Origin of the sequence: Pseudomonas sp. PvP025, from assembly GCF_017832155.1 — a bacterium.
In the GTDB taxonomy this organism is placed as follows: domain Bacteria; phylum Pseudomonadota; class Gammaproteobacteria; order Pseudomonadales; family Pseudomonadaceae; genus Aquipseudomonas.
Window position 1 is genome coordinate 5,520,016 of sequence record NZ_JAFIBJ010000001.1, and the last position, 15,316, is coordinate 5,535,331.

The 15,316-nt window shown below is 57.7% G+C and carries 16 protein-coding genes and 1 tRNA gene; 13 read left to right on the plus strand and 4 right to left on the minus strand.

Annotation, left to right across the window (positions count from 1 at the left end):
• The first annotated feature begins 33 nt into the window (after nt 1–33).
• Entirely contained in the window at nt 34–288 is a 255-nt protein-coding gene (locus tag JOE32_RS24150; RefSeq protein ID WP_003233917.1) for a succinate dehydrogenase assembly factor 2, read from the plus strand.
• Nucleotides 272–718, plus strand: coding sequence for a protein YgfX (locus JOE32_RS24155; RefSeq protein WP_209989934.1), 447 nt, complete (start codon nt 272–274; stop codon nt 716–718). Before JOE32_RS24150 ends, JOE32_RS24155 begins: the two co-directional genes overlap by 17 nt.
• Here JOE32_RS24155 and nadB read toward each other — a convergent pair.
• Entirely contained in the window at nt 687–2,303 is a 1,617-nt protein-coding gene (nadB, locus tag JOE32_RS24160; protein WP_209989936.1) for an L-aspartate oxidase, read from the minus strand. The genes JOE32_RS24155 and nadB overlap by 32 nt on opposite strands.
• 465 nt (nt 2,304–2,768) lie before the next feature.
• Here nadB and rpoE point away from each other — a divergent pair, with 465 nt between their 5' ends.
• From rpoE to JOE32_RS24180, 4 genes are all read left to right on the plus strand, one after another.
• Nucleotides 2,769–3,350, plus strand: coding sequence for an RNA polymerase sigma factor RpoE (gene rpoE, locus JOE32_RS24165; RefSeq protein WP_003172477.1), 582 nt, complete (start codon nt 2,769–2,771; stop codon nt 3,348–3,350).
• A 32-nt stretch (nt 3,351–3,382) separates the two neighbouring features.
• Nucleotides 3,383–3,970: an RseA family anti-sigma factor gene (locus tag JOE32_RS24170; RefSeq protein ID WP_034096393.1), complete on the plus strand. Its 588-nt coding sequence runs from the start codon at nt 3,383–3,385 to the stop codon at nt 3,968–3,970.
• A gap of 16 nt (nt 3,971–3,986) precedes the next feature.
• Nucleotides 3,987–4,949, plus strand: a complete 963-nt coding sequence (locus tag JOE32_RS24175; protein ID WP_209989940.1) for a MucB/RseB C-terminal domain-containing protein — start codon at nt 3,987–3,989, stop codon at nt 4,947–4,949.
• A gap of 235 nt (nt 4,950–5,184) precedes the next feature.
• The gene (locus JOE32_RS24180) at nt 5,185–6,624 is read left to right on the plus strand and encodes a DegQ family serine endoprotease (RefSeq protein WP_209989942.1); all 1,440 of its coding nucleotides are present in this window, start codon (nt 5,185–5,187) and stop codon (nt 6,622–6,624) included.
• Between the two features lie 67 nt (nt 6,625–6,691).
• Here JOE32_RS24180 and JOE32_RS24185 read toward each other — a convergent pair whose 3' ends face one another.
• On the minus strand, nt 6,692–8,125 hold the full coding sequence (locus tag JOE32_RS24185; RefSeq protein ID WP_209989945.1) for a M48 family metalloprotease: 1,434 nt from the start codon (nt 8,123–8,125) through the stop codon (nt 6,692–6,694).
• Nucleotides 8,126–8,220: 95 nt separating this feature from the next.
• Between JOE32_RS24185 and JOE32_RS24190 the strand changes: the two genes are divergently transcribed.
• Nucleotides 8,221–8,460 carry a sulfurtransferase TusA family protein gene (locus tag JOE32_RS24190; RefSeq protein ID WP_209989948.1) on the plus strand — a complete coding sequence of 80 codons (240 nt, stop codon included), beginning with the start codon at nt 8,221–8,223 and terminating at the stop codon, nt 8,458–8,460.
• A 6-nt stretch (nt 8,461–8,466) separates the two neighbouring features.
• Here the strand turns inward: JOE32_RS24190 and JOE32_RS24195 are convergent, their stop codons facing one another.
• Nucleotides 8,467–8,940, minus strand: coding sequence for a peroxiredoxin (locus JOE32_RS24195; protein WP_209989950.1), 474 nt, complete (start codon nt 8,938–8,940; stop codon nt 8,467–8,469).
• An 11-nt stretch (nt 8,941–8,951) separates the two neighbouring features.
• On the minus strand, nt 8,952–9,512 hold the full coding sequence (locus tag JOE32_RS24200) for a glycine cleavage system protein R (protein WP_003172487.1): 561 nt from the start codon (nt 9,510–9,512) through the stop codon (nt 8,952–8,954).
• Between the two features lie 262 nt (nt 9,513–9,774).
• Here JOE32_RS24200 and dapA point away from each other — a divergent pair, with 262 nt between their 5' ends.
• The 6 genes from dapA to JOE32_RS24230 all read left to right on the plus strand — a co-directional run bounded on the left by dapA (nt 9,775) and on the right by JOE32_RS24230 (nt 15,305).
• Nucleotides 9,775–10,653 (plus strand): 4-hydroxy-tetrahydrodipicolinate synthase, encoded by an 879-nt coding sequence (gene dapA / locus JOE32_RS24205; protein WP_209989953.1) that lies wholly within the window; start codon nt 9,775–9,777, stop codon nt 10,651–10,653.
• Between the two features lie 17 nt (nt 10,654–10,670).
• Entirely contained in the window at nt 10,671–11,786 is a 1,116-nt protein-coding gene (bamC, locus tag JOE32_RS24210; protein WP_209989959.1) for an outer membrane protein assembly factor BamC, read from the plus strand.
• A gap of 4 nt (nt 11,787–11,790) precedes the next feature.
• Complete coding sequence (locus tag JOE32_RS24215; protein ID WP_209989962.1) at nt 11,791–12,549, plus strand: MBL fold metallo-hydrolase; 759 nt, start codon at nt 11,791–11,793, stop codon at nt 12,547–12,549.
• A gap of 27 nt (nt 12,550–12,576) precedes the next feature.
• Nucleotides 12,577–13,290, plus strand: a complete 714-nt coding sequence (purC, locus tag JOE32_RS24220) for a phosphoribosylaminoimidazolesuccinocarboxamide synthase (protein WP_003211975.1) — start codon at nt 12,577–12,579, stop codon at nt 13,288–13,290.
• Nucleotides 13,291–13,373: 83 nt separating this feature from the next.
• Nucleotides 13,374–13,463, plus strand: a tRNA-Ser gene (locus JOE32_RS24225).
• Between the two features lie 438 nt (nt 13,464–13,901).
• Nucleotides 13,902–15,305 (plus strand): hypothetical protein, encoded by a 1,404-nt coding sequence (locus JOE32_RS24230; protein ID WP_209989965.1) that lies wholly within the window; start codon nt 13,902–13,904, stop codon nt 15,303–15,305.
• Nucleotides 15,306–15,316: the final 11 nt, after the last annotated feature.

Sequence of the window (15,316 nt, forward strand, 5' to 3'; positions counted from 1 at the left end):
CTGTATACTTGCGCGCTATTTGAGGAGCGTTCCATGGTCGAAGACGTAGAAATCAATCGCCTCTACTGGCACAGCCGCCGCGGCATGCTTGAGCTGGATGTGTTGCTGGTGCCGTTCACCAAAGAGGTGTACGCGACGCTCGATAAGGTGGATCGTGACCTGTACGTGCGGTTGCTGGAATGCGAGGACCAGGACATGTTCGGCTGGTTCATGGAGCGCGCCGAGTCTGAAGATCCGGAGCTGCAACGCATGGTTCGGATGATCCTGGATCGTGTCCAGCCCAAGTAATCGCTTTGAATGTCGCTGGCAGGCCTCGCGGCTGTTGCTGGCGGCGTATGTCCTCGCCCAGCTGTTAGCGCTGGGCGCCTTGCTGGTGCTCGACGTGCCTTTTGCCGCTCTTGGCATGCTGGCGTGCGTGGCCCATGCCGTCTGGGTGTTGCCGCGTCAGATTCTGCTGACTCACCGTTCGTCGATTCTGGGCCTGCGCCGTGATGAAGACGGCTGGCAATTATTCAGCGCCGAGCGCGGTTGGCACAGTGTGCAGCTGCGCCCCGACAGCCTGGCGTTGCCGCTGATCGTGGTGTTGCGCTTTCGATTGCCGGGGCAATGGCGGGTACGCTCTATCTGTGTGCCCAGAGATTCGCAGGTCGCCGATGTGCACCGGCGCCTGCGCACTCGCCTGAAATTCAGCCGCCGTAGGTGGTTGGCACCAGAATAGTGTTGCGGGCCTCGGGCAGCATCTGCGGGTAGTCGAGGGTATAGTGCAGGCCGCGGCTTTCCTTGCGTTCCATGGCTGAGCGGATCATCAGCTCGGCCACTTGGGCGAGGTTGCGCAATTCGATCAGGTCGCGGCTGACTTTGTAATTGCTGTAGAACTCGTCGATCTCATCCAGCAGCAGGCGCACGCGGTGCTGGGCCCGTTGCAGGCGCTTGTTGGTGCGCACAATCCCCACGTAGTCCCACATGAAGCGGCGCAGCTCGTCCCAGTTGTGGGCGATGATCACGTCTTCGTCCGAGTCCGTCACCTGGCTGGCGTCCCAGCGGGGCAGGGCGGCGGGTACCGGGATGTTTGGCAATTGTTCGAGAATGTCCGCCGCCGCTGAGCGAGCGTAGACGAAGCATTCGAGCAGCGAATTGCTGGCCATGCGGTTGGCGCCGTGCAGGCCGGTAAAGCTGGTTTCGCCAATCGCATACAGACCAGGCACATCGGTGCGCCCATGCTGGTCGACCATCACGCCGCCGCAGGTGTAGTGCGCGGCCGGCACTACGGGGATTGGGCCCTGGGTGATGTCGATATTGAAGGCCAGGCAGCGCTCGTAGACGGTGGGAAAGTGCGCCTTGATGAACTCTGCCGGTTTGTGGCTGATGTCCAGGTACACGCAGTCGACGCCCAGGCGCTTCATTTCATGGTCGATGGCGCGGGCGACGATATCTCGCGGCGCCAGCTCGGCGCGCGGGTCGAAGCGTTGCATGAACCGTTCGCCATTGGGCAGTTTCAGGTGCGCACCTTCACCGCGCAGGGCTTCGGTGATCAGGAAACTTTTCGCCTGCGGATGATACAGGCAGGTGGGGTGGAACTGGTTGAATTCCAGGTTGGCCACCCGGCAGCCCGAGCGCCAGGCCATGGCAATGCCATCACCGCAGGCACCGTCCGGATTGCTGGTGTAGAGGTAGACCTTGGCTGCGCCACCCGAAGCGAGAATGGTGAAGCGTGCGCCGTAGGTGTCGACTTCGCCGCTGACGCGGTTGAGCACATAAGCGCCCAGGCAGCGTGCGCCGTCCAGGCCCAGGCGTTTTTCGGTAATCAGGTCAACGGCGACGCGTTGCTCCAGCAACTCGATGTTGGGACGCTGGCGCGCTTGCTCGAGCAGGGTCTTGAAGATGGCAGCCCCGGTGGCATCGGCGGCGTGGATGATGCGGCGTTGGCTGTGGCCGCCTTCGCGGGTGAGATGAAACTCGAACCCGCCATCGTCGCTGCCCGTATGCTCATCGCGGGTGAAGGGCACACCTTGATCGATCAGCCATTGGATGGCTTCGCGGCTATGCTCCACGGTGAAACGTACCGCGTCTTCGTCGCACAGACCGCCGCCGGCATTGAGGGTGTCGTCGACATGGGATTGCACTGTGTCGTGCTCGTCCAGCACTGCTGCGACACCACCCTGGGCCCAGAATGTCGAGCCGTTGGCCAGGTCACCTTTGCTCAGCACCGCAATGCGCAAATGGTTGGGGAGGGTCAGTGCCAGGCTCAAGCCGGCCGCGCCGCTGCCGATCACCAGAACATCGTGTTGAAACTGTTGGCTCATTGGAAGGATTCCGCAAAAAGCGATCCACAGGGCTGGCGCAAGCAGGAACGCCTGGATCGGCGAATCAAAGGGGCACACGGGCCACTAGTATATAGAGGGGGCGCGCGGCACAATAGCCGGGCGTTTGTGGCAATGTGAGATTACGGAGCGCGGTTCCGGTCTCACTTGGCCGGTTAGTAAGGTGGGAACTTTTTGCATGAGCCCCCACTCAATAGCCGGTTGCCCAAAACCTGGAAAAAGTTGAGTTTATTGGCCCGTCGGGAGCATTGGACGCGTCATCAAACCGGCGACAAGATTATTCGCGCAGTCGGCTTTGACCGTGCTGCGTTTTTCGTGTGTGCCAAATCAGTGCATGCCGGAAACTTGCTTGAAAGGGGGAGAACTTTTGCGAAAAGACCGAGTCTATGTTTGCAAGCCTGATCGTTTAGTTATGCAAGCCTCCTTCAAGCACTACGAGGAGTGTTCATGCTAACCCAGGAAGAGGATCAGCAGCTGGTCGAGCGCGTTCAACGCGGTGACAAGCGAGCATTTGATCTGCTAGTGCTGAAATACCAGCACAAAATTCTCGGGTTGATCGTGCGGTTTGTGCACGACACCCATGAAGCGCAGGACGTTGCACAGGAAGCCTTTATCAAGGCCTATCGTGCACTGGGCAATTTTCGCGGTGATAGTGCGTTTTATACGTGGCTGTACCGTATCGCCATCAACACGGCGAAGAACTATCTGGTGTCTCGCGGACGCCGCCCGCCGGATAGTGATGTCAGTTCAGAAGATGCTGAATTTTACGATGGTGATCACGGCCTCAAGGATCTCGAGTCGCCGGAGCGTGCATTGCTGCGCGACGAGATTGAAGGCACCGTCCATCGCACAATTCAGCAACTGCCAGAAGATTTACGGACGGCGTTAACTTTACGTGAATTCGATGGTCTGAGTTACGAAGACATTGCGAGCGTCATGCAGTGTCCGGTGGGGACTGTGAGGTCACGGATTTTCCGGGCCCGGGAAGCCATCGATAAAGCCTTGCAACCGTTGTTGCAGGAAAACTAAAGACAGCGGCGACAGCCAAGAGAGGAACCGCCATGAGTCGTGATGCCCTGCAGGAATCGCTGTCCGCAGTGATGGATAACGAAGCGGATGAACTGGAACTTCGTCGAGTGCTTAACGCATTTGATGATGCCGAAACCCGTGATACCTGGTCTCGTTACCAAGTCGCTCGGGCGGTGATGCACAAGGATCTTCTAATCCCTCGTCTGGATATTGCTGCGGCCGTTTCTGCTGCGCTGGCTGACGAAGCCGTTCCGGCAAAGGCTGCACGTGGTCCATGGCGTAGCCTGGGTCGCCTGGCAGTGGCTGCCTCGGTAACTGTTGCGGTTCTGGCCGGTGTTCGCCTGTACAACCAGGACGAAATCGCGGGTGCCGAACTGGCCCAACAGACCCAGCAACCGGTCATGGCCGGTCCGCAGGTCAAGGGCCCGGCAGTGCTGGCCGGCTACAAGGAAAGCTCTGATGCCACAGGCCCCATGGCCAACGGTGTGCTTCAAGGCCAATCCGGCTGGCAGGATCAGCGTCTTCCAGGCTACCTGCGCCAACACGCACAGGAATCTGCCTTGAAAGGCACTGAAAGCGCTCTGCCATACGCTCGTGCTGCAAGCCTGGAAAACCGCTGAACCTTTAAGGAGCCCTATGCGCGCCATATCGCTCCTTACGCTTTTACTCAGTGGTTGGTCTGCACTCCCCGCCCATGCCGATGAAGCTCAAAACTGGCTGACTCGACTTGGGCGTGCAGAGCAACAACAAAGTTTTAAAGGCACGTTCGTATACGAGCGCAATGGCAGTTTTTCTACCCACGACATTTGGCATCGCGTCCAAAAAGGTCAAGTCCGCGAGCGGTTATTGCAGCTTGACGGGTCTGCTCAGGAAGTCGTGCGTGTAGATGGTCGTACTCAATGCGTCAGCGGCGTCCTTGTCGCAGGCCTTGGCAATTCGCGTGAATCCCCTTCACGTGCGCTTGACCCAAAGAAACTTACTCAATTCTACGAGCTGGCAGTTATCGGTGAATCCCGTGTTGCCGGTCGTAATGCAGTGATCGTCTCGATCACGCCGCGTGACCAGTACCGCTTCGGGTTTGAACTGCATCTGGATCGCGAAACCGCTTTGCCGCTTAAATCCCTGCTGTTGAATGATCAAGGGCAATTGCTGGAGCGTTTTCAATTCACCCGGCTGGACACGTCTACCACCCCAATTGATCGCGACTTGCAGCCTACGGGTGAGTGCAAGCCTGTCGCAGTTGTTCAGGAGCAGGCGCCAGAGGTCAAGTCCTCCGAGGCATGGCATCTTGAATGGGTGCCACCGGGTTTTCAGTTAATCAAGAGCAGTGCGCGCAAAGATGCGCAGACCAAAGCAACGGTCGAAAGCCTGATGTATGAAGACGGGCTTGCGCGGTTTTCGGTGTTTCTCGAACCCATCAGCGAAGTCAGCGCGACGGAAACCCGCACGCAAATTGGCCCTACGGTTGCGGTTTCTCGCCGCTTGAATACGGTGGACGGTGAAAGGATAGTGACCGTTGTCGGCGAAATCCCCATCGGTACTGCCGAGCGCATCGCTCTGTCCGTACGCAGTGAGAAAACGGCTACTACCCAGCCGTGATTCGTTAATCCTATGTTCATCCTGACCTTTCAGTCTAAAGTCCATGCCAGGTTGGCTGGCGAGACCATGAAATGTATGGATCAGCATTTTCACTTGCAAAAAATCTCCATGTTTTTTATAGGTCAGGGCTTGTCAGCGCTGACCTTGTTTTGTTCGCGGAACAAAGGCGCCGGTCTCGGTTTCCGGCGTCTCTTGAACCCTGTCGCTCAACCCTGCTCGTCGTAACGGGAGCTGTATGTCGATACCACGTTTGAAGTCTTACCTATCCATAGTCGCCACGGTATTGGTGCTGGGCCAGGCCCTGCCTGCGCAAGCGGCCGAGCTGCCTGATTTCACCCAATTGGTGGAGCAGGCCTCGCCTGCCGTGGTCAACATCAGCACCACGCAAAAGCTGCCGGATCGCAAAGTTTCGAACCAGCAGATGCCCGATCTGGAAGGCCTGCCGCCTATGCTGCGCGAGTTTTTCGAGCGCGGTATGCCCCAGCCGCGCGCTCCGCGTGGCGGCGGCGGTGGTCAGCGTGAGGCCCAGTCTCTGGGCTCGGGCTTCATCATTTCGCCGGATGGCTACATTCTCACCAATAATCATGTGATTGCCGATGCCGATGAGATCCTCGTGCGCCTTGCCGACCGCAGCGAACTCAAAGCCAAGCTGGTGGGCACTGACCCGCGCTCCGACGTTGCGTTGCTGAAGATCGAAGGCAAGGACCTGCCCGTGCTGAAACTGGGCAAGTCCCAGGACCTCAAAGCCGGCCAGTGGGTGGTTGCGATTGGCTCGCCGTTCGGCTTTGACCACACGGTTACCCAAGGCATTGTGAGCGCCATTGGCCGCAGCCTGCCGAACGAAAACTATGTGCCGTTCATCCAGACCGACGTGCCGATCAACCCAGGCAACTCCGGTGGCCCGCTGTTCAACCTGGCCGGTGAGGTAGTGGGGATCAACTCGCAGATCTACACCCGTTCCGGTGGTTTCATGGGCGTGTCCTTTGCGATCCCGATCGATGTGGCCATGGACGTTTCCAATCAGCTGAAGAGCGGCGGCAAGGTCAGTCGCGGCTGGTTGGGCGTGGTCATCCAGGAAGTGAACAAGGATCTGGCTGAGTCCTTCGGTCTCGACAAGCCGGCCGGCGCCCTGGTTGCGCAGATTCAGGACGACGGCCCGGCTGCCAAGGGCGGCCTGCAGGTTGGCGACGTGATCCTGAGCATGAACGGCCAGCCAATCATCATGTCGGCAGACCTGCCGCATCTGGTGGGCGCACTCAAGGCCGGCAGCAAGGCCAAGCTGGAAGTGATTCGTGAAGGCAAGCGCCAGAACGTGGAACTGACCGTAGGCGCCATCCCGGAAGAGGGCGCAGCCCTTGATGCACTGGGCAACGCCAAGCCGGGCGCCGAGCGCAGCAGCAATCGCCTGGGCATTGCCGTGGCCGAGCTGACCGATGAGCAGAAGAAAAGCTTCGACCTCAAGAGCGGCGTGGTGATCAAGGAAGTCCAGGATGGCCCTGCCTCCCTGATCGGCTTGCAGCCGGGCGACGTGATCACCCACCTGAACAATCAGGCGATCAACAGCACCAAGGAGTTCACCGACATTGCCAAGGCACTGCCGAAGAACCGTACGGTGTCGATGCGCGTCCTGCGTCAGGGTCGAGCCAGCTTCATCACCTTCAAGCTCGCCGAGTAATCTGCTAGCCCAATAAAAAGCCCCGCCGTCGGTTAACGATGGCGGGGCTTTTTTGTGGGCGATGGGTTTAACTCATCATCCCTTTCACCAGACGTTCCTGTTCAATCAGTTCACGCTGGCGAGCGTCGATCCGCGACGACAGCGGGAAATTGCTGCCAGCCCGACGCTTGGCGAAATCCAGTTGCTGGATTGCTTGCTGGAAGTCGCCTACCAAAGCGAAGTACTCGGCGCGCGCCTGATGCAGGCCGATGATATTTCCCGACAGTCCGCGTGTCTCGGCGACCTGATACCAGACATCCGGATCATCCGGACGAGACTTGAGCAAGCCATCCAGGGCTTTCTCTGCATCGGCAGTGCGGTTCTGTTTAAGCAGCAGGTCCACCCGAACCTGGTTCAGCGGGTAATTGCTGGGGTACTGGCTCAGCATGCGGTCGGTGCGTTGCTGCGCGTCCGGCATGCGGTTGTTGATGATGTCCAGCTCGATCTGCGCCAGATTGTAAGTGATGTCATTGGGAGCCTTGGCCAGCAATGGCGCCAGGTTTTCCCGGGCTTCCTTAAGCTGAGTGCCCTTTATCTGAGCGATTGCCAGACCATAACGGGCCACATCGTTTTTCGGATTCTCGTCCAACTGAGCCTGGAATCGTTTGGCCGCCAGACCTGGCGTGTCCTCGTACTTCAACTGCACGCGCGCGCGGATCAACTGATAACGCAGGCTGTCTTCCTTGCCGCCCGGCTTGGACTGTTCGGCGCGGTTGCGGGTGTCGGCAATCCGCGATTCGGTCACCGGGTGCGTCAACAGAAACTCCGGCGGCTTGGCATCGAAACGGTATTGGCGCATCAGTCGCTCGAACATGGTGGGCATCGAGCGTGGGTCGTAGCCGGCCTTCTCCAGGTTGAGGATGCCGATGCGGTCCGCTTCCTGCTCGTTCTGGCGGGAGAAACGTCGCTGCTCCTGGATCGCTGCGGCCTGGGTACCGGCGATGGCGGCGATACCCGCGTCGCCTGCGCCTGCCGCGGCCGCAATAATGCCGCCGAGCAGGGCCGCCATCATGGGAAGTTGCATGCGCTGCTGCGCTTCAACGCCTCGGGCGAAATGGCGTTGAGACAGGTGGGCCAATTCATGAGCCATCACCGAGGCATACTCGCCTTCGGTCTGAGCATTGAGAAACAGCCCGCCGTTCACGCCGACAATCCCGCCCGGTGCGGCAAAGGCGTTGAGTTGCGGGCTGTTGATCAGGATGAATTCCAGCCGTCGGTCATTCACCTGACTCGTCTCCACCAGCTTGTACACGCTGGTCTCGACGTAATCCTTCAGTTGCGGATCGTTCAGTTGCGACACCTGGCCGCGCAGGTAGGCCAGCCATGCACGGCCCAGTTGGTATTCCTGTTGTGGCGAGACAATGGCAGAACTGGCGTCGCCAAGTGACGGCAGGTCGTCGGCGAAGCCTGGGGAGGCCAGCAGGCAGGCCAGCGTCAACAGGGTAGGGCGCAAAAAAGTCATGCACAAAGCCTTTTGGGCAAAGAGCTTACTGTAGCCGGACACTGAGCTTCGGACCAGATATTCTAAGCAACCCAACGCTTGCCCGGAGTAAGACCATGACCGACGCTGCACCCTTTGATGCCGAACTCGATGCCAGCGGCCTCAATTGTCCGCTGCCCTTGCTCAAGGCCAAGCTGGAACTCAATCGAATGACCAGCGGCGCGGTGCTCAAGGTGACCGCTACGGATGCGGGCTCCCAGCGCGATTTCCGCACCTTCGCCAAGTTGGCCGGCCACACCCTGGAACGCGAAGAAGATGAGGCGGGTGTTTACCGCTATTGGTTGCGCAAGGCCTGAATCGCATCAAGCCTTGTTCAGCGCCTGCGCTGCCGCCAACACCGCATCCACATGCCCCGGTACTTTCACGCCACGCCATTCCTGACGCAGAACACCGTCCTTGTCGATGAGGAACGTGCTGCGATCCACGCCCAGGTATTCCTTGCCGTACAGCTTCTTGAGCTTGATTACATCAAACAGCTGGCAAACCGCTTCGTCCTTGTCGCTGATCAGCTCGAACGGGAATGCCTGCTTGGCCTTGAAGTTCTCGTGGGACTTGAGGCTGTCGCGCGATACGCCGAACACCTCGGTGTTGGCTGCCTTGAACGCTTCATGCAGATCACGAAAACCCTGGCCTTGGGTGGTACAGCCCGGCGTGCTGTCCTTGGGGTAGAAGTAGATCACCACTTGCTTGCCCTTGAGGTCAGCAAGGCTGAAGGTCTGCCCGCTGGTGGCCGGGGCTTCGAAATCAGTGACCGGTGTATCGATGACTACCGCCATGAATAACCTCCTTACATTGGGTTCTGTGGGCGCCACGGCTCGATCAGCGCGTCCAGGTTGAGCGCGTCGGCGAAATCCAGGAACTGGTCGCGCAGCCAACTGATCTGTACACCGGCCGGCAGAGTCACGGTGAACGTGGCATTAAGCATGGTGCCGCCGGTTTGCGGCGCCTGGTAGGTATCGCAGGTAAGGTTTTCCAGCTCGACGTTATGGTCGATGAAAAACTGGCACAGCTCGTTGACGATGTCCGAACGGTACGCCGAGCTGACATACGCCACATAAGGCAAGGCCTGTGGGCGGTTCTCCAGCGCGGCGCTGCGCACCACATTGACAGTGAAGTCATGCTTCTTGGCAAGGCCCGGCAGGCCGGTTTCCAGGCGCGCCAGGGCGTCCCAGGTGCCGGAGATCTGCAGCACCAGCGCGCTGCATTCGCCGTGACGGGTCAGGCGCGAGGTTACGACGGCGCAGCGGTTTTCATGGCTGGCGCGGCACAGGACGTTGGTCAGCTCCATGGGGTTGGCGCCGAGGGCACTGATAACAAGGAATTGTTCGCGAACTGTGGGGGTGGACATGCAGCCTTCCTAAAACGATGAGCGGTCGATACTGTGAGGGCTGTATCGATCAAAGGATCAAGGGTAGCGAAAAGCATCGCGAAGGGATAGGAGATGGCGTTTTCATTGTGTGAATGGCCTGCTTGCGGCAGCGCTTTTGCCCAATGATGGCATTGCCCGTCGTTTAGTTGCGCCAGAACGCATCCTCAGGCGGTACTTCGCTTGTACAAGCATCTTGGCGCCAGTACCATTACGGCTCTCTTTTTCCGGCAGGAGCGGTTGCATGATTGCGGGCAGTATGGTGGCACTGGTCACACCCATGGATGCACAAGGTCATCTCGACTGGGACAGCCTTGGCAAACTGGTGGACTTCCACCTGCAAGAAGGCACCAATGCCATCGTGGCGGTCGGCACTACCGGTGAGTCGGCCACCCTGGATGTGGAAGAGCACATCAAGGTCATCGAATTCGTGGTCAAGCGTGTGGCGGGCCGTATCGCGGTGATCGCCGGTACCGGCGCCAATTCCACGCGTGAAGCGATCGAACTGACCAAAAACGCCAAAAAATCCGGCGCCGACGCCTGCCTGCTGGTGACCCCGTACTACAACAAGCCGACCCAGGAAGGCCTGTACCAGCATTTCAAGGCCATCGCCGAAGCCGTCGATATCCCGCAGATCCTCTACAACGTTCCCGGTCGCACTGCCTGTGACATGAAAGCCGAGACAGTCATCCGTCTGTCCACCGTACCGAACATCATTGGTATCAAGGAAGCCACTGGCGACCTGCAACGCGCCAAGGACATTCTGGCCGGCGTGAGCAGCGACTTCCTGCTGTATTCCGGTGACGACGCCACGGCGGTCGAACTGATGCTGCTGGGCGGCAAGGGCAACATCTCGGTGACCGCCAACGTGGCCCCGCGTGCCATGAGTGACCTGTGCGCCGCTGCCATCGCCGGCGATGCCGTGACCGCGCGCGCGATCCACGAAAAACTGATGCCGCTCAACAAGACACTGTTTGTCGAATCCAACCCTATCCCTGTGAAATGGGCGCTGGTCGAGATGGGCATGATGCCGGACGGTATCCGTCTGCCGCTCACCCAGCTCAGCCAAGCCTTTCACGAACCGCTGCGACAGGCCCTGCGCCAGTCCGGCGTCCTGGTTTAATTGAGGAAGCACTACGCATGAAGCGATTGGCCGGACTTTCCGCACTTGCCTTGATTATCTCCAGCACCAGTGGCTGCGGTTGGATCTGGGGCCCGGAAGGCTACTTCCGTGACCGCGGCAGCGATTACCTGGAAGCACAAGCAACCAAACCGATGCAACTGCCGCCGGACGTCAATGTCGCCAAGCGCCTTGACCCGTTGCTGCCGATTCCGCGCAACGTTGCCGACGACACCACCAAGGGTGAGTACGTTGTGCCGCGCCCGCAGCCGATCGCAGCCGTGGCGGACGCCAGCGACTACAGCCTGCAGAAGAGCGGCGATTCGCGTTGGATCGTGGCCCAGCGCCCACCTGCCGAAGTCTGGCCGGTGGCGGTGCAGTTCTTCCAGGACAACGGGTTCCGCATTGACGAGCAGCGCCCGCAGACCGGTGAATTCACCACCGCATGGCAGCACGGCAGCGAACTGTCCGCCAGCATGGCCAAGCGCCTGCAGTCGAGTGGCGTAGCCGCCGACGGCGAGACCCGCGTGCGCGTGCGCATCGAGCCGGGTGTGCAACGCAATACCAGTGAAGTCTATGTGGTCAGCGCCGAGCGTCCTGCCGGCAGCACCGCCAATGTCGAGTTCACCAATCGTTCGGTCAATACCGGCGTCGACGCTGCCCTGGTCGACGAGATGCTGGCCAGCATGAGCCGTATCTCCGAGAAGGGCGGTTCCGTTTCCCTGCTCGCCGCACGCGATTACGACACCCCGAGCCGTGTCAGCCTCACCGAAGACGGCAGCGGCAACGTGGTGCTGAACCTGGGTGAAGACCTGGATCGCGCCTGGGCCAGTGTCGGTCGCGCGTTGGAACAAGGCCCATGGCGCGTTGAAGATATCAACCGCAGCCTTGGCCTGTACTACATCAACGTGGCTGAAAAGGCCGTGAAGAAAGACGACGAGCCAGGGTTCTTCGGCAAACTGTTCGGCAGCACGCCGACCAAGGAAGAAGTCGAAACCCGTGCCGAGCGCTACCAGGTTCGTCTGAGCAAGGTAGGCGAGAGCGTGCAGGTCACCGTCGAGAAGAACATCAATACCGTTGCTCCCGCTGAAACAGCGCGCAAAGTGTTGGGCGTCATTCAGGACAATCTGGGCTGATCCGATGCGTTTTGCCGTTCTCGGCAGCGGTAGCCAGGGAAACGGCACGCTGGTCGCTCATGACGACACGTACGTGCTGGTCGATTGCGGTTTCTCGCTGAGGGAAACCGAGCGGCGCCTGCTGCGCCTGGGGGTTCACCCCGCGCAGCTGAGCGCGATTCTGGTGACCCACGAACATGCCGACCACGTGCATGGCGTGGGTTTGCTGTCTCGGCGCTACAATCTTCCGGTGTACCTGAGTCGCGGCACCCTGCGCGGGATGCGCAAACCCATTGAACCTGCAGGTTTCCTGGCCGGCGGTGAGCAACTGCACATCGGCGCCTTGAGCATCGATGTGATCGCAGTCGCCCATGACGCCCAGGAACCCACGCAGTATGTCTTCAGTGACGGCCAGCGGCGCTTCGGCGTGCTGACCGACCTGGGTTCCTACTGCGCCAAGGTGCTGGACGGTTATCGCGACCTCGATGCGTTGATGATCGAGTCCAACCACTGTCGGGACCTGCTGGCGCGCGGTCATTACCCCTACTTTCTCAAGCAGCGGGTAGGCGGCGAACTGGGGCATTTGAACAACCATCAGGCGGCGTACCTGGTGTATGAGTTGGGCTGGCAAGACCTGCAGCACCTGGTCCTGGCCCACCTGAGCAGCAAGAACAACCTGCCGCAGCTTGCCCGGCAATGTTTCGTCGACACCCTCGGGTGCGACCCGGACTGGCTGCAACTGGCCGATCAAGATTCAGGGCTCGACTGGCGCCACATCGCCTAGCCCACCTCACTCAAAGCGGAGCCCATCATGGAAAAACGTGAAGAACTCTACCGCGGCAAAGCCAAGTCGGTGTACAAAACCGACGACGCCAACCGCCTGATCCTGCTGTTTCGCAACGACACCTCGGCGTTCGACGGCAAGCGCATCGAGCAACTTGATCGCAAGGGCATGGTGAACAACAAGTTCAACGCCTTCATCATGCAGAAACTCGAAGCAGCCGGTATTCCGACTCAATTCGACAAACTGCTGGGCGACAACGAATGCCTGGTGAAGAAGCTCGACATGATCCCGGTGGAGTGCGTCGTGCGTAACTACGCCGCCGGCAGCCTGGTCAAGCGCCTGGGCGTGGAGGAGGGCCTCAAGCTCAACCCTTACACTTTCGAGCTGTTCCTCAAGGACGACGCCAAGGGCGACCCGTTCATCAACGAATCCCACGTAGTGGCGTTCGGCTGGGGCACCGCTGAGCAATTGGCGCGCATGAAGGAGCTGTCCCTCAAGGTCAACGACGTGCTGAGCAAACTGTTCGACGACGCAGGCCTGCTGCTGGTGGACTTCAAGCTGGAGTTCGGCGTGTTCCACGACGGCTCCATCGTCCTGGGCGACGAATTCAGCCCGGACGGCTGTCGCCTGTGGGACAAGGACACCCGCAAGAAGATGGACAAGGACCGCTTCCGCCAGGGCCTGGGTGACGTCATCGAAGCCTACGAAGAAGTCGCCAATCGCCTCGGCGTACCGCTGTAATCGACGCAAGCATCTGATAGCACGGAAAAAAATCGCCTCGGCGCTTTGCATCCACGAACCATGCTGTTATGATGCGCGCCGTTGGAGAGATGCCAGAGTGGCCGAATGGGACGGATTCGAAATCCGTTGTACCTTCACCGGTACCTAGGGTTCGAATCCCTATCTCTCCGCCATATTAAAAACCCTTATGAATCAATGACTTATAAGGGTTTTGGCGAAGTGCTCTTGTACCAGCGCTTTGTACCAAAAAATAGCCCTGATCTTCGGATTGGGGTTTTTTTTGGTCAGAATTCTATCTGGCCAAAGATGATGAAGCTTGTGGGATTGTGGCCTCCGACCTCAGTACAGGTGCTGTTTCGCATCCGAGATACACCGCGTCGGGCTTCTCACGCTGAGCTAAGGCTTCTTCACGCACTCGATTTCATGCTCTGCGGATTAAGTCAGGCAGGCAGATAGCTAGCGGCAGCCAGCTATGTGGTTCCTCAAGACAAGCGTTAGCGGCGGTATGAATGGGTCATTCACAAGATACAGGTGCGCCTGTGTGCTGTGAGCTTGAATAAAAAAGATGATCATGGCATTTTGACATAAATATCTAGGCGCAAAGGATTGTCATGCCAACCTCATTATCTAAATATCTCGGAATTCCCAAAGCGACATTGGACTCCCTTGGAGTGTTTGATCCGATTCTTGATCACGATACCCGCCTATTTATTGACCCTCTCCTGCTGAAACACTGCAAAGCCCCCGAATTCGCCTCCAGTTATTCAGATTTACAAAGCAGGTTTTTAGCAATTGGGAAGTTGCTGCAAACAAGCAAGGAAAAACATGATGTTTTCTGGAGGTCGGCTGCCGCTAAGATGAGTTGGCATGAAGTGCGAGGACTTTGTATTGGTTACTCTGCTGGTGGCACTGCAGGAAGCGGAATTGGTAAGGGGCTTAGGGATCGAATTTTAGAGACTGCTAAAATAATTATAGATGCGGGAAAGACCGATCCTGAACTTTTTGAATTGGTGGGACTATTTGAGGATAATTTTGGGCCAGATCGTATTAGTGATATGACTGCCAATATTATTCAAGCTGATATATTGACTTACTCGAATAATATCTACAAAAAAATATTGCCTAAAGGGTGGGCTGGCGCCATTGATAGACGAAGTGGCCTTCCTACAAATCCATTTACAGCCGAACCTATCTTACTAGTCCCCAAAGAGCTGCTTAGAGATTTACCGGCTGCATTTGAGTGGAGCGGGTCAGATGAAATTGGTATCAGCAGTGAGGAGCTAAGAGAAACGCTCAATGCTTTGGTAGGTTCAAGTTGGCGTTCGCTAGCCAACATGAAAAAAGAAGATCTCAAGAAGTTGATCTTGAAATATCCTGATCTCATTGATGATTTGGTTGATCAGTATGCGTCTAAAGAAATAAAGCCCTACGATTTTAACGAGGATAAAAAGGGTGAGTATTCGTGGTACCAGAGAACAGTAGATGCTGTCTCTGAGCACCCTGTAGAACTATCGCTGAGCGCCCATCCAAATTTAGATGAGGTCCATAAGCTGGTGCTTAAAATTTGCGAGAAGTTCAAGGATCTTGTGGAGAATAACGGCTTAAATACTTTGTTCTATGACAATAAATCGAAAATAAAAAATGAGACGGCAATCCAGTTGGCATTTTATGGTGTGGCGGAATCTTATTGTGAAGCAAATAAGATAATGATCGCAAGGGAGTCAAATTCTGGTCGTGGGCCAGTAGACTTCAAGTTTGGTTCTAATGGTGAGAATAGTGTGTTGGTTGAGATTAAGAAATCGGACAATTCCCATTTGAAAACCGGCATCACCCGTCAACTCCCTGAGTATATGAAATCTGAAAAATCCCGAAGGGCTATTTATTTAATACTCGATTTGGGTATGAATCAGAGGCAAGTCGATAATATGAACTCTGTTCATCAAGCGATTGCGGGGTCAAATATATCTGTGGTGTATATTGATGGTCAGCTCAAGCCTAGTGCGAGCAAGTACTAAATTTATGCCTT

What these genes read in the sequence shown, in the direction of transcription:
- JOE32_RS24215 (WP_209989962.1), top strand. Translation starts at nt 11,791, where the DNA reads ATGCGTTTTGCCGTTCTCGGCAGCGGTAGCCAGGGAAACGGCACGCTG.
- rpoE (WP_003172477.1), top strand. Translation starts at nt 2,769, where the DNA reads ATGCTAACCCAGGAAGAGGATCAGCAGCTGGTCGAGCGCGTTCAACGC.
- JOE32_RS24150 (WP_003233917.1), top strand. Translation starts at nt 34, where the DNA reads ATGGTCGAAGACGTAGAAATCAATCGCCTCTACTGGCACAGCCGCCGC.
- dapA (WP_209989953.1), top strand. Translation starts at nt 9,775, where the DNA reads ATGATTGCGGGCAGTATGGTGGCACTGGTCACACCCATGGATGCACAA.
- nadB (WP_209989936.1), bottom strand. Translation starts at nt 2,303, where the DNA reads ATGAGCCAACAGTTTCAACACGATGTTCTGGTGATCGGCAGCGGCGCG.
- JOE32_RS24190 (WP_209989948.1), top strand. Translation starts at nt 8,221, where the DNA reads ATGACCGACGCTGCACCCTTTGATGCCGAACTCGATGCCAGCGGCCTC.
- JOE32_RS24230 (WP_209989965.1), top strand. Translation starts at nt 13,902, where the DNA reads ATGCCAACCTCATTATCTAAATATCTCGGAATTCCCAAAGCGACATTG.
- JOE32_RS24175 (WP_209989940.1), top strand. Translation starts at nt 3,987, where the DNA reads ATGCGCGCCATATCGCTCCTTACGCTTTTACTCAGTGGTTGGTCTGCA.
- JOE32_RS24195 (WP_209989950.1), bottom strand. Translation starts at nt 8,940, where the DNA reads ATGGCGGTAGTCATCGATACACCGGTCACTGATTTCGAAGCCCCGGCC.
- JOE32_RS24185 (WP_209989945.1), bottom strand. Translation starts at nt 8,125, where the DNA reads ATGACTTTTTTGCGCCCTACCCTGTTGACGCTGGCCTGCCTGCTGGCC.
- JOE32_RS24180 (WP_209989942.1), top strand. Translation starts at nt 5,185, where the DNA reads ATGTCGATACCACGTTTGAAGTCTTACCTATCCATAGTCGCCACGGTA.
- purC (WP_003211975.1), top strand. Translation starts at nt 12,577, where the DNA reads ATGGAAAAACGTGAAGAACTCTACCGCGGCAAAGCCAAGTCGGTGTAC.
- JOE32_RS24170 (WP_034096393.1), top strand. Translation starts at nt 3,383, where the DNA reads ATGAGTCGTGATGCCCTGCAGGAATCGCTGTCCGCAGTGATGGATAAC.
- JOE32_RS24200 (WP_003172487.1), bottom strand. Translation starts at nt 9,512, where the DNA reads ATGTCCACCCCCACAGTTCGCGAACAATTCCTTGTTATCAGTGCCCTC.
- bamC (WP_209989959.1), top strand. Translation starts at nt 10,671, where the DNA reads ATGAAGCGATTGGCCGGACTTTCCGCACTTGCCTTGATTATCTCCAGC.